Here is a 22,331-nt window from a genome sequence, read left to right on the forward strand (position 1 = left end):
GAAATGATATTGATGAAGTTAGAAAGAAAAGGCTTGTCTCGAAAAGGACAAGCCTTTCTAAATTATTATCCAAAAAACACAATTATATTGTGTGTCCTAGATAACGGGAATATTTTGACCAACGCCACGATTCCCCTAAGGTATATTGTTACAAAAGTAGTTTCAATACTACAGAGGCTTGGCTCTGAGGTTTTATTTGGGTCTTCCACCGCCAGCAGGTGTAGCTTGTTGTGTGCCGCTGTCTCCTCCGCCATCACCTTTTACGTCGTCGTTATTTACAGAACGGGTTTTCTTTGGAGCGGCAAAGCTCATTTTACCTATTTTATAACTAAACGTTACTTTTATGCTCGAATTGTATATTTTGTTTTGACTTGTTTGTTGGAATTGTGCTGTATTCAGGTTTGTTTCCATCAAGAAGCCATTGGTAAGGAAGTTTTCGGCAGCAAGACCAATACTTCCTTTTTTGTTGTTCAGATCTTTCTTTACACCTAAAGAATACATTTGAAACCCTGTTTGAGTTCCCTGTAATTGCACTTGTTTTCCTCTAAAGAAGCCAAATCCTTGAACTCCCCAGCCACTTCCTAGCTGAATCTGTGTCATTAATCGCCCACTTACTACCAATCCTGAGTTGTTGGTGGTGTAAGATAAGCCATTAATATCTTGTGCCTGTCCTTCTAAGTAGGTATGTACCAAGTCGATGCCGCCATTTAATGTCCATTTTGATGTAAGAAATACATTGGCAAAAATATTAGCACCATAATTTTGTTGTTTTCCGATATTTTGGAAAGTCGTTACCAATGCTCCCGATAGCGTATCCGATACAACTCTAATCTGTGAAATAGCATTATCGGTTTGGCGAGCAAAAGCCGATATATTCAAATACGTTTTTTTGATATTTGTACTCAATCCTAATTCAAAATTATCGGTTAATTCTGGGCTTAGGTTCGGATTACCCACTCTGATGTCTTGTGGGTTGGCTGTATTAAAGTTGGGGTTAAGCTGTTGAAGGCCAGGTCTTTGAATACGACGGTTATAAGCGGCTTTCAGTGTAGTAAGCTCACCAAGGCTTTTCGATACATTGATGCTTGGAACAAGATTGCTGTAATCTGGAATCGAAATGGTGTTTTCTAACGAATTAGCTTTTATACTGGTGTATTCGTAACGAGTACCTAATTTGAAGGTGTATTTGTTGGCGGTTGTCAATGTGTACGATACATATCCCGCAGCTACATTTTGGCTATAATTTAATAACCCCGATGGGCGATTGGCATCGTTCGAGAATATTTCCGAATTACCCGCTGCTGTTAAGTACTGAAAATTGCTATTTACCTGTCTGAAAATACCCTTTCCACCAAACTCTAGCAATTGATTTTTGGTAATAGGCGTTTGGTAGTCGGTCTGGATAGTAAATTCTTTGTTGGTATTTAAGTTAAGGTTTTTTTGACGGCTCAAAATATCGCTAGCTGTTCCCAACAAATCTGATGTAAAGTTGTTGGTCAAATTGTTTTGGCTGTATTGTGTCGAAATCGACCATTCTTGTTGTGGCTTGAAAGTACGCACATAATCAATATTAAAGTCCATCGAGTTCGATAAATCTTTTGATACTACATCACGATTGGCAAGGCTTTGTAAAACATCGTCTTTGAATAAACTCGTAATCTGGGTTTGGTCGCGGGTGAGGTTTCTTACGCCAAATCGGGCACTTGCCGATAACGATTGGTTTTTGGCAATATCATAATCAAAACCAAGGGTGTATTGTCCAAACAAGCCATTGTCAAAAGCATCGGTAGTTTGGTTAGTTTTGATTGAAGCACCATTCTGAATAGTCGACTGAGTAAGCGTACCCGACGATGGATTATAGAAAGCACGACCAAAACCACTCAAACTAAAGCCCATTTTGCCTTTTCTGTAATTACCATTGAGGCCTAAGTTTGAGGCACGATTACCCGCCCCCGAATCAACATTCAATGTTAAGCCTTCAAGCGTAGTTTTTTTGGTAATAATATTGATAATCCCGCCCGAACCTTCAGCATCGTATTTGGCCGATGGCGACGTAATTACCTCTACAGTTTTGATCATATCGGCAGGAATCTGTTTGAGGGCATCAGCTACGCTACTTGCAACAATAGTTGATGGCTTGTTGTTGATTAATACCCTGATATTAGAGCTACCCCTCAACGAAACGTTACCGTCCAAATCGACTGTAAGCATTGGTACTTTTTTCAAAACATCCGAGGCATCGCCACCTTTCGAGGTAAGGTCTTTTTCAGCATTAAAAACCAAACGGTCTACTTTTTCTTCAATCAACGATTTTTCGCCAGTTACAGTAACTTCTGCCAACATTTTTGTACTTGATGAGAGTTTCACTACACCCAAGTCGAGGTCGTCGCCTTTTTTCAAGGTAATGTTGTCAATCGTTTTGTTGCTAAAACCCACAAACGAAATTTGAATTTTGTAGTTGCCAGCCGCTAGCCCTTTCATCACAAACTTACCTTTTTCGTCGGCTACAGTACCATCTACAATTTTGTTGGTGGCTTTGTTGAAAAGAGCAATATTGGCAAACTCGACCGCCTGTGTAGCAGCAGAGTCGATTACATAACCTGTAATTTTGGCATTGCCTTTGGCTACAGGAGCCGCAAGTACAGCCGACGCTTCTGTTTTTTGTGGAGGTCGACTTTGCCCAGCAGGTATTTGAGCTTGTACCAAATGAGTACTTCCTAAAAGGGCCAGTATTGTGATGAAATGTTTCATATCTTGAAAATGTTTTATTGCGACTTTCATTGCTGCTATTGAATTTGATGCAACAAAACAATAACAATTTTCTGAGCTTTATTTTAGTATTATACCTTTCAGTGTATTGACTCGACAATTCGGCCAAATACTCGATTAAGCGGAATTATGGATAAAATGAGGGGAATTATCGTATATTATGGAGATTTGGTAGAATATAAAGCCCTTATGTGGCTATTATTGAATGAATAAATTAACTTTCCTTTGTTTTCTAATTTACCCCACCAAATTATTCAAGCTATAATGAGTACACAGTCATATATTCAACGCCACAGGATTTTGTTTATACATCTATCGTTTTGGTGTGTTTACTTTTCCTTCTTTTATTATCAATTTACTTTTCCAAAACATGGCCAAGAACCCAACTGGGCTACTGCTTTTTTCGATGTCTTTTTTCAAGTATCGTGTATGGCTACTATAGCTTACAGCAATTATTTTTATTATTTACCCCGCTTTTTACAACATAAAAAACTGTTTCAATACTTGGCAGGTTTGGCTGTGCCGTTTACTGTGGTAGTGGTGGTTTTGGTACATGGCAAAAGGTGGATTGTCGATGGCTATACTTATAAGGCTTTTTATCTGTATTCCGACCGATTCACTGTGAGCTGTGTGCTGAGTACTTTGTTTATTGTAGTTTTTGTGGGCTTGCTCAAATTTGTGGAAGATTGGTTTGAGTTAGAAGCTAAAAAGAAAGAACTCGAAAACGAAACGCTTATGGCCGAGCTGCGTTTTTTGAAGGCTCAAATCAATCCTCATTTTTTGTTTAATACGCTCAATAATTTATACTATTTGGCCTTTACCAACTCGCCCAATACTACCGAAGTAATAGCCAAGCTGTCGCAAATGATGCGGTATATGATTTATGATTCTAACCACAACAAAGTACCCTTGACCAAGGAAATAGAATATATGGAAAACTATATATCTTTGGAAGAACTACGCCTCAACAACGAAATACCTATTCATTTTGAGGTAGTTGGCGAACTCAACGGTATTTCGATTGTTCCTCTTATTCTGATTACTTTTCTAGAAAATGCTTTCAAGCATGGCGTAAGTAATAATGCCAAAGAATCGTATATTAAAATAAAGGTAGAAGTTCAGCATCAGGAATGTTGGTACTCGGTTGAGAATAGTAAAATTCCTAAAAATACCAATAACGAAGAGAAGTCGGGTATTGGATTACAAAATGTAAAACGTCGTTTGGAACTGAGCTATCCTAATCAATATGATTTGAAAATTGAAGATTCAGAGAAGAAATATTGTGTTAACTTAAAACTAAATCTGTCATGAAAATAACGTGTTTGATAGTAGAAGACGAACCTTTGGCACGGAACTTACTGATAGAATATGTCAAAAAAGTACCTTATTTAGAGCTACTCAGGGCGTGTTCCAATCCTTTGGATGCTATTGAGTTTTTGAGGGCAAATCCTGTGGATGTATTGTTTTTGGATGTACAAATGCCCGAAATTACAGGTATTACATTACTGAAAATTTTACAGAAAAAACCGCTTGTGATTCTTACAACGGCCTATTCGGAATATGCTTTGGAGGGCTACGAACTCGATGTTATGGACTATCTACTAAAGCCTATTACTTTTGAACGATTTTTGAAAGCTGTCGAAAAAGCAAGTCAACGCTTGGGTGGAGGCCCCCCCCCCGCCACTCAGCCTGTTGAGCGGATTATTCATGAAAAAATACAAATTGCAGACAACTCTCCTGCATATATTTTTGTAAAAGATGGTACAAAATTGGTCAAAATACGCCTCAATGACATACTATATGTTGAAGGCTTGAAAGACTATGTGTCTATTCATACGCCATATCAGAAAATCGTAACACTTCAACGTTTGAAATCGTTGGAAGACCAACTGCCCGAAAATCAGTTTGTTAGAATTCATAATTCCTATATTGTTTCGCTAGAGGCTATCGACTCTATTCACAAAGAAAAGGTACAAATAGGGCAGGCATATTTGCCTATTAGCGATACTTACAGGCGGTCGTTTCGGGAGTTTATTGAGCGAAACCACATTGGTGGCGATGTCTAAAAGATAGGGTTTTTAGGCAAATATTGGCCTTTCGTATCTTGCTATTCAGATTGCTTCTGTATTTTTTGTATCTTTGTAAAATGCAATTACAAGAAAACATTCAAACGATTATTTCTAATTTGGGTATTGCCGAACTCAATCAGATTCAGCAAGATGCCTTCAAAACGATTCAAAAAGAAGCTGATACTTTGCTTTTGGCCCCAACGGGTTCGGGCAAAACTTTGGCTTTTTTGCTGCCTATATTTACCAAGCTAAAAACAGACGAAAAAAGGGTTCAGTGCCTAATATTGACTCCCTCACGTGAACTAGCGATTCAGATTGAACAAGTCTGGAAAAAAATGTCGACAGGCTTTAAAGTAAATGTATGTTATGGTGGCCACAATGTGGCAGTTGAGGTACAAAACTTTAGCGAACCACCAGCGTTGTTGGTAGGTACTCCTGGCCGTATTGCCGACCATATTACCCGCCGTTCATTTGATTTGTCGGGTATTCAAACTTTAGTTTTGGATGAATTTGACAAATCTTTGGCTTTGGGTTTTCATGACCAAATGTCGTTTATTTATCAGCACCTTCGCACGCTCAAAACCAAAGTGTTGGTATCGGCTACTGCTAAAATCAAAATTCCAGAATTTACAGGTATTAGCAATCCTTGGGTATTGAATTTTACCAAAGACATAGAAGAAGAACCCCGCTTACAACTTCGTAAGGTGATTTCGGAATCAAAAGATAAAATCGACTGCCTTTTTAATTTAATATGTAATTTGGGGGCAGCACCTACGATTATATTTTGTAATCACCGCGATGCTACCGAGCGTACTAGCGAACTGCTGTGGGAAATGGGTGTAGAAAATGCTTTTTTTCATGGAGGAATGGACCAGCTTGCTCGTGAAAAAACTTTAATACAGTTTCGTAATGGAAGTACCAACTTTTTGGTGGCATCTGATTTGGCGGCTCGTGGATTAGATATTCCTGCTGTAAAAAATGTAATACATTACCACCTTCCTCTCAAAAATGAAGATTTTGTGCATAGAAACGGCCGTACTGCCCGAATGAATGCCGAAGGAAGTGCTTATATTGTTTTGCATAGAAATGAACATTTACCTATTTATTTGAATGAATCGCCTGAAGAGTTTGTCTTGACCGAAGACCTTTCGGCACCTAAAATGTCGGATTGGACTACTTTATATATTAGTGGTGGCAAAAAAGATAAACTAAGCAAAGGTGATATTGTGGGCTTTTTGGCCAAAAAAGGGGAATTGGGAAAAGACGACATCGGTTTAATCGAAATTATGGATTTTATGTCGTTTGTGTCGGTGAAGAAAGACAAGCTTAAAGCATTATTATCGTTGATTCAAGCTGAAAAAATGAAAGGTAAAAAATACAAAATTGAAGAAACGGCTCTGAATGGCTAGAGGCTATTTTTTAGGGTGGGCTTATCATCAAACATGAGTCATCCCGAACTTTGGATTTATCCAAGTGTATATCAAAAAAGCGATCAAAAATTGTTTTTCGATCGCTTTTTTGATATTATTTTTAGACACAAAATATTACGTCTCTATTGCTGCAGGGTAGATATAAAAAATAATCACTATTCTCTAAATTTGGGATAACTCATGTTTGGTGATAACGCTGATACCAATTTTTTATCGAAGGCCAACTTGTGCTTTTTTAGCATCTACAACAGTTTGGCTAAAACTAACGGCCGATGTACCAAACCACCCTGCTGCTTTTTTGGTAGAATTAGGGTTGATATTGACTACATTGGTAGGGATATTGGCCGCTGGACGCGAGAACAACCCTCCATTGTTAATTTCACTTCTGGCTTGATTCCAGAAATTGTAATGGCCTTCGGTAATAGAACGAAGCTCGACTTTGATGGTGTCTTTTTCTAAATAAAGCTCTGGCGAAATAGAGCCACGTACTGGTAACGAAAATACAATGCCGTCGGCAGCACCATTACTTTTCTGAATAGCAGCATCGTAGGCAATAGACACCGTATTGCTGAGCTCAAGAGCTTTCCCATTCTTGTAAGGAATAATACGATAGCAATCGCCAATACCCGTAAAATCGCGGGCATAAAATTGGGCATCGTATCCTTCTTTGGGTTTATTTTTATCGTCATCACGTTGGTTAAAACGGGCTTCGTCAAACTGATATGCAATAGAATCAATCACAGGTACACGTTTTAATTCAGAAATGGCTTGATACGTTTCGCCATTGGCCACAATTTTTAAGGTATAGGTTTTACCAACCACCCCAATTGCAGGAATATTGGCCGAAGGTTTCCATACATACTTTCCGTTGTTTTGTAAATCCTTAAATTCAAAAACCTTGCCTTCGTTGTCGGTTATGGTAACTGTAGCTCCCAAAATTGGCAGAACGGGTTTGCTACTGAAATAGTCTTGCGATTGTGTAAGGGTAATTACCTGATTTTCGGGTACAGTAGTTACGCTACCATCTACAATCAGAAGGCTTTCGCTGTTGATAATACCCTCCAAATTAATTACATCTTCACAGCTTGTTAAGGAAAGTGTTGAAAGGGCAAACAAAATGCTTAAAATCTGCTTTTTCATATTCTTATATCTTTATAATTACTAAGAGTGTAAATTCAGTTTAAAATCCAACTTCTACAATTGCTTGAAAATCAATTGATTATTTTTTTTTGAATCACTCTTGTTTAAGTATTTTAAAATTTAAAATTGTAAGTAACCGATGGTACAAACGACCCAATGATAGATAATTTAACAGCTTCAGATTTTGTTGGGTCATTTTCGTTTGGACGAGTATAAATCGAGAATGGGTTGCGGCGGTTGTAAAGGTTGTATACCGAGAATACCCACTCAGATTCGCCTTTGCCAAAGAGTGCTTTTTTGTTCTTTTTGGTTGCCGAAATATCTAAACGGTGATATGCAGGAACTCTAAAATTGCCTCTTGTGCCCGACGGAATATAAGGATAAACCCTACCCTCAATAACCATTTGTTGCGATGGCAATGTATAAGGTACACCTGTTACATAAGCAAAGTTAGCTCCAAACGACCATTTCTTGTTTAATTCATATTGCGTAACCACATTGAGCGTATGGGTACGGTCGTAACGATTATAATACCATTCATTATTGTTTAGCAATTCGATTTTGCGTTCAGAGCGTTGTAAGGTATAACTAATCCAGCCCGTAAAAGCTCCTTTATTTTTCTTGACAAAAAGCTCAAGACCATACGCACGGCCTTTGCCAAAAATCAAATCTTTTTCAAATAAAGGATTCAAGAATAGGTTAGCACCGTCGGCATAATCAATTTGGTTCTGCATTTCTTTATAAAATACCTCGGCCGACGCTTCGTAGGTATTGTTGGCCAAGTTTTGGAAATATCCCAAAGCCACTTGGTCAGAAATTTGTGGTTTGATATTGTTGGTACTCGATGTCCATACGTCCAAAGGCGTAGAGGCTGCCGTATTTGACATCAAGTGGATATACTGCGAAAGACGGTTGTAACTTGCCTTGATAGAACTAGCCTCGCCAGTAGTAATATTGGCCGAAAAACGAGGTTCAAAATTTTGATAGCTACTAATGGTTTTGCCTTTGGTATTAGGAATCAAATTGAGTGTGTAGCCCGACTGGTTGTCGGCCGAAATACCCACAAATTGTCTTTCATAATAATAATCTTCTTGGCTTGAATAATCATATTTCGAGAATCTCAAACCATATTGGAGCGATAGCTTTGGAGAAACCTTCCATTCGTTGCCAATATAGGCCGAGTATTCAATACCATTTTTACGTTCTTGGCCAAAAGAGCGAACCTCGCCCTGCGAAGAAGCCGTTGCTGCACCTGGCTTGAAATTATAAGAAAGTACTTGTCCGCCAAAGGTTAAAGTATTGTTAGGCGAAATATAATAAGTAAAATCAGGCTTGAAACTATAGTTGGTAATATTTGACGACCATTTGAAAGCATTGTTAGGACGTTTGTTTTTCAAATCTGAGTCCAAAGCATAGTCATAATTACTATAGAAGGCAGTGGTATTTAAGAATAGCTTATCACTAAATACATGATTCCAGCGTGCCGAAAGGGTGCTATTACCCCAGTTAAAGCCAAACTCTTGGCCAAATACGTCACGACCAAAATAACCAGACAAAAAAACTGTATTTTTTTGATTGATATTATAGTTTACTTTGGCGGTTAGGTCATAAAAATTGAAAGACGCATCGGCACTATTGCCTGTCAAAAAGGGTTTGGCCAGAATATCGATATACGAACGACGAGCCGCCACAATAAACGACGCTTTATCTTTTACAATAGGGGCTTCAATCGACAAACGACTAAAAATAGCTCCAATACCGCCATTTACTTCCAGTTTTTTGGCATTTCCTTCCTTCATTCTAACATCCAAAATAGAAGAAGCACGACCGCCATATTGGGCTGGTATACCTCCTTTAATGAGTTTTACGTCTTTTACGGCATCGGGGTTAAATACCGAGAAAAAACCAAATAAGTGCGAAGAGTTGTACACAGGGGCATCGTCCAATAAAATAAGGTTTTGGTCAACACCACCACCACGAACATTGAAGCCAGAAGCCCCTTCGCCGACCGTTGTAACACCTGGCAAAAACTGAATAGCCCGTACCAAATCTACTTCGCCCAATAAGGCTGGTATTTTTTTGATAGTTTTCATTTCCACCTTATTTACCGACATCTCGGTCGACTTTACGTTGTCGTCGTCACGTTTGGCTGTTACTACTACTTCGTCTAGCTCTTGTCCATCTTCCTGAAGTTCTATATTGAGTGTTAAACTTTGCTCATTAAGCTTGATGTCTTTGAGGCTTTTGCGATAGCCAACCGAGGTTACTACCAAGGTATAATTGCCCTTGGGCAAGGTAAGCGAATAGAATCCATAAGTATTGGTTGTAGAACCAGTCATGAGTTCCTTTACAAAAACAGAAGCTCCAATAAGCCCTTCGCCATTCTTTGCGTCTTTGATATACCCGCTTACAGTAAGCTTTTGTGCTTGCAGACTTATAGGAAATAAGAAAAGTGCAACAAGTAAATGTTTAATATACGTTTTCATTTTGGAATAATGGAATAAGTAAAATGATTTTAATGATATAACTTGATAATAGGGGGTTAGGTTTGAAAAGTACAAATTTAGCCTAGTCAATCGGGATACCCTACTCAAATTTGTTGAACGGTGTTTAGTAATTGACAAACGAAAAATACAATCCCCCTACGGGTCTTACCAATGATTTGTAAAATTCATGATGTCTTAATGTGATTCGTGAAATATCTGTATTTAGGCTTAATATGAATTGTGTTGTAGGTAATATATTGCTTCTTTTTGAATTTTCTACTCTTTGAGAAATCAAGTTCAGAACTATAATACCTGAAAAGAAAACTTTTTTTGAAAATCATGATTTTTCCCTCTGAAAAAAGAAGCGTTTAAATACGATTTAGAGGGTTTTATCGAAGATTTATCGAAAACTGTAAATTATTTTTAATAAATCGGAAATATAATGCCGAATTAAAATTTGTAATTCAAAATAAAGAATTATATTTGCATAAAAATAAGTAATATATTTCCCAAAAATATGAACTTTGAACAACTAGGGCATATCATCCGAGAAAGAAGAAACGAACTTTCTTACAGTCAAGAGATACTCAGTGATAAAAGTGATGTTGCAATCAAAACAATTCACTCTATCGAACTTGGCAAAGCCAATCCTTCTCTCAAAACCTTATCGAAGGTGTTAGGGGTATTAGGGTTAGAACTCATTGTAGTGAGCAAGAAGGAATAATATTACTTGCTTTTTCAAACAGTATTCAAACAAATAGTATATAACCAAGATTGTGTGCCCTTTAGGACACATATTTTCAAACAACTATGGAACAAGCCATTAGCTACGAACGTATCCCAACACGAATCTATTCAAATTCAGATGAAGCATCTCGTTCTGTTGCTCAAGAGATTGCTTCAATTATTCGCCAAAAGGCCAACGAAGATAAACCTGCTGTATTAGGTCTTGCAACGGGGTCTTCTCCTAAAAAGGTGTATGCCGAACTTATCAGAATGCACCGTGAAGAAGGTTTGAGTTTCCAAAATGTGGTAACTTATAACCTCGACGAGTATTATCCGATGGAACCCGATGCGGTACAAAGTTATGTACGCTTCATGCGTGAGCAACTTTTCGACCACGTTGATATTCCTTCGGGCAATTGGCATGTACCAGACGGAACGCTTCCTTTAGAAAAAGTAGCTGATTTTTGTCGTACTTACGAAGAACAAATCGAAAAGTACGGTGGTTTAGATTTCCAATTGTTGGGTATTGGTAGAAATGGCCACATTGGGTTTAACGAACCGGGTTCGTTGGTTAACTCAAAAACTCGTTTGATGACCCTCGACCTTACTACTCGTATCGATGCTGCTGCTGATTTTGGTGGTTTGGCAAAAGTATCGAAAAAGGCCATTACCATGGGTATCAACAAAATCATGGAAGCCAAACGAGTTGTATTGCTAGCTTGGGGCGAGCACAAAGCGGCCAATGTTGCTAGAGCGGTCGAAGGTTCGGTGTCGGCCGATGTTCCTGCGTCTTACTTGCAATTGCACAACAATGCCGCTTTTGTAATTGATACTTCTGCTGCAGCCGACTTAACTCGTATTAGTACGCCTTGGCTTGTTGATGCAGTCAATTGGGATAGACCAATGGTGAAAAAAGCTGTCACACATTTGGCTTTGCAAGTGAAAAAACCTGTATTGAAGTTGACCAATGCCGACTACAACGAAAATGGTTTGTCCGACCTTCTAGCTTTGTATGGTCAGGCTTATGATATTAATATTGAAGTATTTAATTATTTACAACATACTATTACAGGTTGGCCAGGTGGTAAACCAAACGCCGACGATTCTAACCGTCCTGAGCGTGCTTATCCAGCCAAAAAACGTGTAATAATCTTTAGCCCACACCCAGACGACGATATTATTTCGATGGGTGGTACTTTCCAACGTCTTGTAGACCAAGGGCACGATGTACATGTGGCTTACCAAACTTCGGGTAATATTGCTGTAGCCGATGACGAGGCATTGCGTTTTGCAGAATTTGTGGTAGATTTCAACGAGAAATTTGAGGCCAATAATCCAAAAGCCAACAGAATTTATCGTGAAGCCGTAAAATTCTTGAAAAACAAAAAAGATTCGGAAGTAGATACAGCCGAAGTACGTTATATCAAAGGTTTGATTCGTAGAGGTGAAGCCAAAAACACTTGTCGTTATGTAGGGCTTCCAAAAGAAAATGTACATTTCTTGGATATGCCTTTCTACGAAACGGGCATGGTACAGAAAAACCCTATCGGTGAAGCAGATATTTTGGTAGTAATGGATTTGATTGAAGAAATTAAACCTCACCAAATTTATGCTGCAGGTGACCTAGCCGACCCACATGGCACGCACAAAGTATGTTTGGATGCTATCATGGAAGCTGTAACTCGCTTGAAACACCGTGAGTATATGAATAGCTGTTGGGTATGGTTGTACAAAGGTGCTTGGCAAGAGTGGGACATCGACCAAATCGAAATGGCTGTGCCTATGTCTCCAGACCAAGTGTTGAAAAAACGTTATGGTATATTCAAGCACCAATCACAAAAAGATGGTGTGCCATTCCAAGGAACAGACTCGCGTGAATTCTGGCAAAGAGCTGAAGATAGAAATAGCAATACCGCCGACCTTTATAACCAGTTGGGTTTGGCCGAGTACGAGGCTATGGAAGCTTTTGTTCGCTGGAGATTCTAGTTGAAATAATATCAAAAGGAATTGATTATAGTGTTTGATTATCAGGCTATTAGCCTGATGTGGGTTAGCCGTTAGACGTTGTCTGGCGGCTACTTTGTTTTATGCCAATAATTGGCTAATAACGAGCCAGTTATATTCATAATAGGCCCAAATAAAGCAGGTGCTAAGCCTACTGTAGCTACTTTGCCCATTTGTAGGGCTATCCCCGAAGCTAATCCGCCATTTTGTAAGCCTACCTCAATAGCCACTGTTCTACAATCTTGCTCTGGTAATCCCGCAAGTTTTGCTCCGCCATAACCAAGCAAGTATCCCGATAGATTGTGTAATAAAGTACACAAAATTAGGGCAAAACCGATACTTAAAAGGCTATCTCGTCCAGTGGCTGTAATAATACTAATAATGATAATGATACCCGCCATCGACACCAAAGGCATTATGCGATGAAGAATATGAATATATTTCCTGAAAATCCAGTTGATTAGCAAACCTAAAAAAATAGGAAGTAATATCATCTTGGCAACGTCTAGCATCATGGTACTTACCGAAACCTCAATGAATTGGCCAGCTAATAGCTTCATCAATAAAGGGGTTAGAATAGGTGCTACAAGGGTAGCAATAGACGTAATCGTGATAGATAAGGCTACATTGGCTTTGGCAATATAGGCCATAACGTTTGAAGCCAAACCACTTGGCGAACAGCCTATCAGTATTACTCCTGCGGCAACTTCGGCAGGAAAGCAAAACACATGAACAAGGGCAAATCCTACTAAGGGCATAATACTAAACTGACATACCAAACCCACCAAAACTGCTTTGGGCATTTTGAGTACGCCCCTAAAGTCTTCGAGCGACATCGTTGTACCCATTCCAAACATAATCACCTGAATAAGAGGTACAATCAGTTTTTTGAGAGGAAACCCATTTATTGAAAGAAAAAAAGAAGGAAATATCAGTGCTAAACCTGCCGAAATAAGAATAAAAAGGGTAAATAAATAATTTTTTAGCGTTTGTTTCATGATAAAAGCTAGTTTCTGATAAGAAATATACAAAAAAAGCTTGTAATATAAATAAAACTCAACGAAAACAAACATATTCAAAACTCAATCAAGCAGATAAGTAAAAATGCTAAAAAGGAGTATTAAAGAACTAGTGCGAAGTGCTAAGGTTTAGCCATAGGCTATCAGGAGAATACTTTAAAAAGAAGGCTTAATTTAATCTTACAAGAACAACCAATAAAATCAACAATCACGAGCCAACTCACTTACCTATCACCCCTTTAGCAATTAAATAAGGAATAATAAGCCATAACAGCCCCTTTATCAAGAAGAAAAAGAAGCCAGCCCATCCTAATTTTTTGAGCCAAACAGCAAATGATTTTTTGGGTTTTTCAGAAGAATTCATAGAATAAAAAAGGCAAGCTGTTTCCTTAAAACGGCTGAAACCAGTAGAATGTTCCTTGTTTAAGTAAAAATTGCAAAAAAGAGGTTCGACTAAATACTCCAATGCTATTATATTGCTGTGCAAAATAGTAATTTCAAAGGTAAAGTTGCCAAATTTGGCATAAATTTGGCAATATATTTTACAAAAGTACATGTAAAACGCAACCCCCTAATGGCAAAGTCAAAACCCTCTAATCAAACGTCAAAACCACATCAACCTATTGTTGATGTAAGCCAAAAAAAGCAAGAAATCACGCCCTTTTTTGAAAAACTGTCCGATCCCAAGGCCTTATTTATGCTTTGGGCTTGTGTATTGCTGATTTGTTTGGCTATTTTCAAAGATTATATTTTTCACAAAAAATACTACCTCTTTCTCGATTTAGGGGCAGATTCTATCAATATTATCTATACCAACCTAATGTACTATGCCGAATATTTCCGTACCGAAGGCTTTCCTGCATGGTCATTCAAGGCTGGTTTAGGGCAAAATATCAACCCTTTTTGGCTCGACCCTATTGCTAGTATCTTGTTATTATTTGGTAAAGAAAATATAGCAGGCGGATTGGTATTTGTGGTGATAACGGAGATTTTTTTAGCAGCCACTTTCTTTTTCTTGTTTTTAAGAACCTTGCTTGTCAATCGTTTTTCGGCTATTGTTGGAGCTATCAGCTATTCATTCTGTGGTTATTTAGTAGTTTGTAGTACATGGGACTTAAACAAATACCCTACCGAAGTATATCAGGCTGCTTTTTTATTATTTGCCTTAGAGTATTTTCTTAGCAAAGGGCGTTGGTATTACTTACCATTGGCTATTGCCCTAGTTAGTATTCACCAGCCATTCTATTTGTATTTATATGGTGTTTTGATATTGGTTTATACCTTAGTCCGAAGCCTCGAAAAGAGTAGTGAGGTATTGCCGATGGTATTACAATTGGGTAAAATTGCTATTTTAGGAGTGATAGGAGTGGGTTTAGCATCATTTATTTTACCAATCAATATTTTACAAATCATAGAAAGTCCGCGTGTAGCAGGTGGCGTATCGTATTTTGATACACTATCGTCGGTTTCGGCATTCGATATGTCCGATGGTATTCAGATGGGGTCGGCTTGTTTGCGTTTTTTCTCAAACGACCTACTAGGTACAGGCTCGGACTACAGAGGTTGGCAAAACTATGTTGAAGCACCCTTGTTTTATTGTGGCTTATTAACACTGGTGGCTGTTCCGCAAGCATTTGCGTTGGCCTCACGCCGTCAAGTAATGCTATATGGTGTACTAGCATTTCTGTGTTTTTTGATTGTTGTATTTCCTTATTTCAGATATGCTTTTTGGCTATTTTCGGGCGATTATTACCGTACAGCAGGTTTTTTTGTAACCATTTTATTATTGTTTTTGGGCTATCGTGCCGTTTCTATTATTACTCAAGAGTCCAGAATCAATTTGGTAGTACTAGGGGCTACTCTGGTGGTGCTGTTATTTCTATTATTTGGCCCTTATGATATTCCCAAAGAAAATATCAATGTTCGTTTACGTACAGCAATTGCTTTTTTTGTGATTTTGCAAAGCTTGATTTTGTGGGCATTGAGTCGAGTATCTATCAAAAATATAGCTCAGGTAGGAGCTGTTATTTTGATAGTGATTGAGGTGATATTCTTGGAAGGAACAGCCGTAAACAAACGTAATGCCGCTTCGGTAAGTGAATATGCCGAAAAAAGTTCGTTGTTTGAAGACAACACCAACATAGCCGTAGCCAAGCTACAAGAGCAAGACAAATCTTTTTATAGAATTGATAAAGATTATGCTTCGAGTCCAGCCATATTTGCAGGCTTAAACGATGGAAAACTACAAGATTATTATGGTACAACGTGTTATTCGTCGTTTAATCAGGTCAATTATGTTCGCTTTTTGTTGGGGATGGGACTTATCAAAAAAGGAGATGAGTTTGCTACTCGTTGGGTAAATGGGCTAGGGGGCAATACCTTACTCGAAAGTATATGTGGGGTCAAATATGTATTGGTAAAAAATGCGTTGGATCTGCGATCGCAAGGCTTTACGGCTGTTGATACCGTGGGCGATATAAAGATTTTTAGTAATAATAATGTTTTGCCATTGGGTTTTACCTACAATCAGTACATTGATGAAAAGGAATTTACCAGCCTCCCTCTTTTCCCTCGTCAGAAGGCCCTTTTACATGCTTGTGTACTAAGTGCCGAAAGGGGTAAAAAGCTTGGTTTGAAGCCTTATAGCCAGATAGATACCACAGGAATATTAAATGGCGAAGAATATAATACCAGTATTGCTGCTCGCAAAGCCGACGCTTTTCAGATAACCTCTTTTAAGCAAAATGATATTCAAGGCGAAATCACGGCTAAACAAAGCCAATTACTATATTTTAGTATTCCTTTTGATCAAGGTTGGCAAGCTACTGTAGACAATAAGCCAGTTGATTTAGAGCAAGTTAGCTTTGGGTTTATGGGTTTGTCATTACCACAGGGTAGGCATAAGGTAGTCTTGCATTATACCGTTCCATATCTGAAAATAGGTATAATCGTTTCGTTATCTACATTGCTGGTATATTTAGTTTTGTTGGGACTATTTAGGAAAAAGAGTTTTTAGTTATTTATTTTGCCAAAACAAGCCCGTAGGTATTGCACTTACGGGCTTGTTTTTGTGTCAATATCTCTAAAAAAGGGTAAAATATCATGTTTTGATACTTTTATCCAAAAAACAATTATTCTATGAAGTCTATTTTATCTATTTGTGCAGGGCTGGTTTCGTTGGCCACATTTGCCCAGCAAGTCCCCAAACCTATCTTGCCCGATGTGTATGCCGACCCGCATATTGCTGTTTTCAACAAAACATACTATATCTACCCAACCACCGACGGTTTTGAAGGTTGGGGTTCTGACAAATTTACCTGTTGGTCGTCAAAGGATTTGGTTACATGGAAAAACGAAGGTGTTATACTTGACCTAAAGAAAGACCTTACTTGGGCAAAAGAAAGAGCATGGGCTCCAGCTATTGCTGAAAAAAACGGTAAATATTACTACTATTATTCGGCCGATACTAATATTGGTGTGGCCGTATGCGATAAGCCCACTGGGCCCTTCAAAGACCCTCTTGGTAAGCCATTGATAGCCAAAGGGCAATACCAAGCTCAGAGTATCGATCCAATGGTATTGGTTGATGACGATGGTCAAGCATATCTGTATTTTGGTCAGGGCCGATGTTATATTGTCAAACTAAATGCTGATATGATTTCTTTTGACCCTAACAATGTCATTTCTTATAAACCTGAAGGCTATAATGAGGGTTCATTTGCGTTTAAAAGAAAGGGGAAATATTATTTGATGTGGTCGGAATACGATACTCGTGACCCTCGCTATTCGGTAGCTTATGGTGTATCTGATTCACCAATGGGGCCGTTTGTGAAAGGTGATAAAAATCCAGTCTTGAAAGGCTCTGGCGAAGTAAAAGGAGCAGGGCATCATTCGGTTGTAAAAGTGCCTAATAAAGACGAATGGTATATTGTATATCACCGTTTCAAAATACCCGATGGTAATGGCTATAATCGTGAAACATGTATTTCGTCGATGTATTTTGATAAAGATGGTAATATTTTACCTGTAGATGTTTTTGAGGTAGTTAAAGGGAGGAAATGAAAATAATGAAATAATGAAGAAATGAAAATAATGAAATAATGAAGGAAATGAAAATAATGAAAAGAATGAAGTTTTGGGAAATCCTTCATTTCTTCATCCCTTCATTGTTTTCATCCCTTCACTTCTTCATTATTTTCACTCCTTATATTTACTAGCTTAATAAAGCAATTGTAGCTTTTTCTACTTTTTCAAAACCAAATTTATCTACAACCTGAGCCATCATTTGTTTGATTTCGGTATTACATAAATTACCTATACTTCCTTCGTGGGTATGTTGTAAGTTACGATTAGGCGAATAACTTCCCGAATTGATTTCGTTGCCAATAATTTTATAGGCTTCACGGAATGGAACACCTTGAAGTACTAATTCGTTGACACGTTCTACCGAAAATAATAAATCATATTTAGGGTCATCCAAAATACCTTCTTTTACTTCTATACCTGACAACATAAAGTGTGTCATGTCGAGACAAAGGAGTATTTCATCGAAAGCAGGCATCAAAATTTCTTTCAAAATCTGCATTTCTCGGTGGTATCCAGATGGTAAGTTGCTCATTACAAGCATAATGTCGTTGGGGAGTCCTTTGAGTTTATTGGTTTTTCCACGCAATAATTCTGCTACATCTGGATTTTTTTTGTGTGGCATAATCGAGCTACCTGTCGTCATTTCGTCTGGTAATTTGATAAAGCCAAAATTTTGCGAGTTATATAAGCAAATATCCATGGCCAAGCGAGATAACGTAGACGCAATTTGGGCAATGGCAGTAACGGCAAATAATTCGGTTTTACCACGCGACATTTGAGCGTATACCACATTGTAATGCAGGTTGTCGAAGCCCAACAGCTCGGTAGTCATGGTACGGTTTAGTGGAAACGACGAACCATAGCCAGCACCTGAGCCTAGTGGGTTTTTGTTGGCCAACCGATATGCTGTTTGTAGCATTTCCATGTCATCGACTAAGCCTTCGGCATAAGCCCCAAACCAAAGCCCAAAACTAGAAGGCATGGCAATTTGTAAGTGCGTGTAGCCTGGCAATAGTACATCTTTAAACTTGTCGCTAAGTTCTGTCAATAGCTCAAATAAATGACTGGTCGATTCGGCCAATTCTTGGAGTTTTGAGCGGGTAAAAAGTTTTAGGTCAACCAACACTTGATCGTTGCGAGAACGCCCTGAGTGGATTTTTTTACCAGCTTCGCCCAATTTACGAGTAAGCATAAGTTCTACTTGTGAGTGAACATCTTCAATGCCATCTTCAATCACAAAATGACCCTGCTGAATACCTTTATAGATATTTTTTAGCTCGGCCTGTACTTGCTCAAGTTCGGTTTGTTCTAATAAGCCAATACTTGCCAACATTTTGGTATGAGCCAAAGAACCTAACACATCGAACTCGGCCAACAGAAGGTCAAATTCGGGGTCACGGCCTACGGTAAATTTCTCGATTTTCTCGTTAACAGAAGTATTATCTTTTTGCCAGAGTTTGCTCATGGGAGTAAATTTTTGCTTGTAGGTATTAGCCTAAATAATGGTTTTGTTCAACATTTTAATGTACAGATCTATGCCCTCTTCGATTTCGCTTAGGTAAATAAACTCGTCGGCTGTATGCGAGCGTTCGGAGTGGCCAGGGCCTAATTTAAGCGATTGGCAGTCTAGTACAGCTTGGTCGGAAGTTGTGGGCGAGCCATAAGTTGTGCGTCCTAAAGCCAAGCCTGCTTGTACGATTGGGTGCTCGTGGGCTATTGCCGAAGGCTTTAACCGAACAGAGCGAGGAGTGGCCTCCGAACCAATGTTTTCACGAATCGTTTGTAATACTTCCTCTAATGTATACTGCTCAGTTACACGGCAGTCGATAGTAAAGGTACAGCTATCGGGTACAACGTTGTGTTGCTTGCCAGCATTAATTACTGTTACCGACATTTTGATAGGGCCAAGTACTGGCGAAATTTTGGGGAACTGATAATTTTTGATCCACTCTATGTCCTTGAGGGCTTTATAGATAGCATTGTCGCCTTCTTCTCGGGCGGCGTGTCCTGCTTTTCCATGAGCTACACAGTCTACTACCATCAAGCCTTTTTCAGCTACAGCAAGGTGCATTTGGGTAGGTTCGCCTACAATGGCAAATTCTATTTCGGGTAAATCATTTTCCTTGAGGAGCAATTCCAAGCCATTGACTCCCGATATTTCTTCTTCGGCCGAAGCCACAAATAAAACATTATATTTGAGGTCGGTACGATGATAATAGTAGCAAAACGTAGCCAATAAGCTTACCAAACACCCTCCAGCGTCGTTGCTTCCCAAACCGTACAGAATTCCGTCTTTTACTAATGGTGTAAAGGGGTCGAGTGTCCATTTGGGATTAGGCTTTACTGTATCATGATGAGAGTTTAGTAAAACCGTTGGAAGTTCGGGGTTGAAATACTGGTTTCTAGCCCAGATATTATTTATTTTTCTACGAAAAGGAATATTTCGTTCTCTAAAAAACTCTTCTAGGATATTTCCTGTGTTGTTTTCTTCTTTGCTAAATGATTGTGTAGCAATCAGTTGCTTCAAAAGCCCAATAGCATCTTGGGTAAGTTGTTGTTGTAGGGTCATCGTATATTCGACCGTTTTGTGAGTAATACAATTGGGAAACGCTCTAACCAATCAATATATTTGACGAGGATTGTTTTTGGAGAAATCAATACTAATAATACCTAAACTATTTATCAAATTTTTGGCTGAATCGTTGACAAAGTTCTTCAATATCTTGTTGCCTTGCTATTTGTTGAATCCATTCGTTCGGTATTTGTTCAAATCCATAATACAAACCAGCGATAGCCCCCGTAACGCTACCAATGGTGTCGGTATCGTCGCCTAGGTTGATTCCTTTCAGAACAGCATCTTTAAAGTTATCGGTTATCAAAAATGCCCAAAGCGAGGCTTCTAATGTATGTAAGATATAACCCGAAGAAAAAATTTCGCTCTCATCAGTTTTTGAAATATCATCAAATAAAATGCGGCTGTATAGTTCTAATTCGGCATGTTTGGTTTGAATAGACAACAAATAATCACGAACTGTATTTTGAGTAGTGCTGTATGCCTGAAATTTTTCTTGTTTTTGTAACAAATTCAAGAGGTATTCAATCGCAAAAAAACAACCAATAATTGTACGGGTATGTCCATGTGTAATCCCCGAAACCGCCTTGATAATTTTGAAGCGTTCGTCGATTGGTTTATTTTGAACGTAAAATGCCAAAGGTAAAATACGCATCAAAGAGCCATTGCCATTAGAATATTCGTCGCACTCGCCCGAATTTAAGGGCGAAACATCCTTCAGAAGTCGATCTATGGCATTACGTGTAGCAATACCTACGTCGAACATAGCCCCATGTGCAGTCCAGTAACCTTTGTCGTACCAGTCACAAATACGAGCACTTAGCTGGTTTAGGTCAAAACCCTCGATAAGTTGCTCTACCAAACAGAGAGATAAGGAGGTATCATCCGACCACGTACCTGCTGGCTGGTGATGTGTACCATAAGCACGCATACCTACTACGGGATTGGTTTTAAGATGTTTTCGGCTCATAAATTCAACTGGTACACCAAGTGCATCACCAGTTGCTATGCCAAAAATTAATCCTTTACTTTTCATGTGTATTTGATTTTAACGAATAGCGTTTTTTGTGCCTAATTATCGAGTAATACTGAATATGGGTTGATTTTAGCTCAATTTTATTGGGGCGGTACTATCTGAAAAGGCTAATAATAATGATTAATGCTATATCAAATTTAGTATTTATAAGCTTATTCGTAGCTCAATTTTGTACCAGCATTCCCTATATTCACGGCCTCGATTACCTCTTTGGCATGGCATATTGTTACTTGAGCTACACCCTGGGCAAGAGCCTTAAATGCGTTGTCCAATTTTGGAATCATACCTTTATTGATAGCCCCACTAGCCTTATAAGAGGCATATTCGGCAGGTTTTAATGCTGGAATCACAGAGTCGTCGTCATCGGGATTGGCGAGTACCCCTTTTTTCTCAAAACAATACACCAAGTTTACTTCAAACAACGAAGCCATGGCTGTGGCCACTGCCTGAGCTTGTGTATCGGCATTGGTATTGAGCATATTTCCCTCACGGTCGAAAGTAAGTGGTGCAAAAACTGGCGTAAGCCCTTGGGCTAGCATTCCAGCAATTTGTTGTGTATCTACCTTTTCGATATCGCCTACAAAGCCATAATCAATGTCTTTGACAGGGCGTTTTTGTGAAAGAATTACACCTCCATCGGCACCTGTTAAGCCAATGGCATTGGTATTGAATTTTTGTAACTGTGCTACCAATGACTTGTTTACCAAGCCACCATACACCATTGTTACTACATCGAGCATAGCTTGGTCGGTAATACGTCGGCCTTCTACCATGACGGTTTCGATGCCAAGCTTTTCGGCAATCTGTGTAGCGATTTTTCCACCACCATGCACCAAAATCTTAGGAGATGGGATTTGGGCAAAGTCTGCTAAAAATTGTGTACAAAATGATTGATTATCAATAACATTTCCCCCAATTTTAACAACTGTTAGTTTCATAGTAATATAAAATTGAAGGCTAACTATTTAGAAAAACAGTTAGCCTTGTGGAGTAT

General features: G+C 38.7%; 16 protein-coding genes. 7 read left to right on the top strand and 9 right to left on the bottom strand.

Annotation, left to right across the window (positions count from 1 at the left end; genetic code table 11):
* Positions 1-192 precede the first annotated feature (192 nt).
* Complete coding sequence (locus tag FLEMA_RS67410) at positions 193-2,751, bottom strand: TonB-dependent receptor (RefSeq protein WP_044170757.1); 2,559 nt, start codon at positions 2,749-2,751, stop codon at positions 193-195.
* 318 nt (positions 2,752-3,069) lie between these two features.
* Here FLEMA_RS67410 and FLEMA_RS0103865 point away from each other — a divergent pair, with 318 nt between their 5' ends.
* The 3 genes from FLEMA_RS0103865 (at position 3,070) to FLEMA_RS0103875 (ending at position 6,247) form a co-directional block, all read left to right on the top strand.
* Positions 3,070-4,080: a sensor histidine kinase gene (locus FLEMA_RS0103865; protein WP_229359342.1), complete on the top strand. Its 1,011-nt coding sequence runs from the start codon at positions 3,070-3,072 to the stop codon at positions 4,078-4,080.
* Complete coding sequence (locus FLEMA_RS0103870; protein WP_026994327.1) at positions 4,077-4,835, top strand: LytR/AlgR family response regulator transcription factor; 759 nt, start codon at positions 4,077-4,079, stop codon at positions 4,833-4,835. The genes FLEMA_RS0103865 and FLEMA_RS0103870 overlap by 4 nt, the downstream gene beginning before the upstream one ends.
* An 80-nt stretch (positions 4,836-4,915) precedes the next feature.
* On the top strand, positions 4,916-6,247 hold the full coding sequence (locus FLEMA_RS0103875) for a DEAD/DEAH box helicase (protein WP_026994328.1): 1,332 nt from the start codon (positions 4,916-4,918) through the stop codon (positions 6,245-6,247).
* A 231-nt stretch (positions 6,248-6,478) separates the two neighbouring features.
* Here FLEMA_RS0103875 and FLEMA_RS0103880 read toward each other — a convergent pair whose 3' ends face one another.
* Together FLEMA_RS0103880 and FLEMA_RS0103885 are read right to left on the bottom strand one after the other, a co-directional pair.
* Positions 6,479-7,408, bottom strand: a complete 930-nt coding sequence (locus FLEMA_RS0103880; RefSeq protein ID WP_026994329.1) for a DUF4249 domain-containing protein — start codon at positions 7,406-7,408, stop codon at positions 6,479-6,481.
* 113 nt (positions 7,409-7,521) lie between these two features.
* Complete coding sequence (locus tag FLEMA_RS0103885) at positions 7,522-9,894, bottom strand: TonB-dependent receptor (RefSeq protein WP_026994330.1); 2,373 nt, start codon at positions 9,892-9,894, stop codon at positions 7,522-7,524.
* Between the two features lie 517 nt (positions 9,895-10,411).
* Between FLEMA_RS0103885 and FLEMA_RS0103890 the strand changes: the two genes are divergently transcribed.
* Positions 10,412-10,618 carry a helix-turn-helix domain-containing protein gene (locus tag FLEMA_RS0103890; RefSeq protein WP_026994331.1) on the top strand — a complete coding sequence of 69 codons (207 nt, stop codon included), beginning with the start codon at positions 10,412-10,414 and terminating at the stop codon, positions 10,616-10,618.
* A gap of 86 nt (positions 10,619-10,704) precedes the next feature.
* Positions 10,705-12,606 (top strand): glucosamine-6-phosphate deaminase, encoded by a 1,902-nt coding sequence (gene nagB, locus FLEMA_RS0103895; RefSeq protein ID WP_026994332.1) that lies wholly within the window; start codon positions 10,705-10,707, stop codon positions 12,604-12,606.
* An 89-nt stretch (positions 12,607-12,695) separates the two neighbouring features.
* Here the strand turns inward: nagB and FLEMA_RS0103900 are convergent, their stop codons facing one another.
* Complete coding sequence (locus FLEMA_RS0103900; RefSeq protein ID WP_044174287.1) at positions 12,696-13,622, bottom strand: bile acid:sodium symporter family protein; 927 nt, start codon at positions 13,620-13,622, stop codon at positions 12,696-12,698.
* Positions 13,623-13,863: 241 nt separating this feature from the next.
* Positions 13,864-14,007, bottom strand: a complete 144-nt coding sequence (locus FLEMA_RS77045; RefSeq protein ID WP_169719927.1) for a hypothetical protein — start codon at positions 14,005-14,007, stop codon at positions 13,864-13,866.
* Positions 14,008-14,217: 210 nt separating this feature from the next.
* Here FLEMA_RS77045 and FLEMA_RS0103910 point away from each other — a divergent pair, with 210 nt between their 5' ends.
* Together FLEMA_RS0103910 and FLEMA_RS0103915 are read left to right on the top strand one after the other, a co-directional pair.
* Positions 14,218-16,659, top strand: a complete 2,442-nt coding sequence (locus FLEMA_RS0103910; protein ID WP_144080037.1) for a YfhO family protein — start codon at positions 14,218-14,220, stop codon at positions 16,657-16,659.
* A 122-nt stretch (positions 16,660-16,781) separates the two neighbouring features.
* Positions 16,782-17,705, top strand: a complete 924-nt coding sequence (locus FLEMA_RS0103915) for a family 43 glycosylhydrolase (RefSeq protein ID WP_026994335.1) — start codon at positions 16,782-16,784, stop codon at positions 17,703-17,705.
* Positions 17,706-17,856: 151 nt separating this feature from the next.
* Here FLEMA_RS0103915 and argH read toward each other — a convergent pair whose 3' ends face one another.
* From argH to argB, 4 genes are all read right to left on the bottom strand, one after another.
* Positions 17,857-19,194 carry an argininosuccinate lyase gene (argH, locus tag FLEMA_RS0103920; RefSeq protein WP_026994336.1) on the bottom strand — a complete coding sequence of 446 codons (1,338 nt, stop codon included), beginning with the start codon at positions 19,192-19,194 and terminating at the stop codon, positions 17,857-17,859.
* Positions 19,195-19,224: 30 nt separating this feature from the next.
* The gene (locus tag FLEMA_RS0103925) at positions 19,225-20,298 is read right to left on the bottom strand and encodes a M20 family metallo-hydrolase (protein WP_026994337.1); all 1,074 of its coding nucleotides are present in this window, start codon (positions 20,296-20,298) and stop codon (positions 19,225-19,227) included.
* Positions 20,299-20,404: 106 nt separating this feature from the next.
* Entirely contained in the window at positions 20,405-21,337 is a 933-nt protein-coding gene (locus FLEMA_RS0103930; protein WP_026994338.1) for an ADP-ribosylglycohydrolase family protein, read from the bottom strand.
* Positions 21,338-21,489: 152 nt separating this feature from the next.
* Positions 21,490-22,275, bottom strand: a complete 786-nt coding sequence (argB, locus tag FLEMA_RS0103935; protein ID WP_044170760.1) for an acetylglutamate kinase — start codon at positions 22,273-22,275, stop codon at positions 21,490-21,492.
* Positions 22,276-22,331: the final 56 nt, after the last annotated feature.

The sequence above is a fragment of the Flectobacillus major DSM 103 genome (genome assembly GCF_000427405.1).
Taxonomy (GTDB): Bacteria; Bacteroidota; Bacteroidia; order Cytophagales; family Spirosomataceae; genus Flectobacillus; species Flectobacillus major.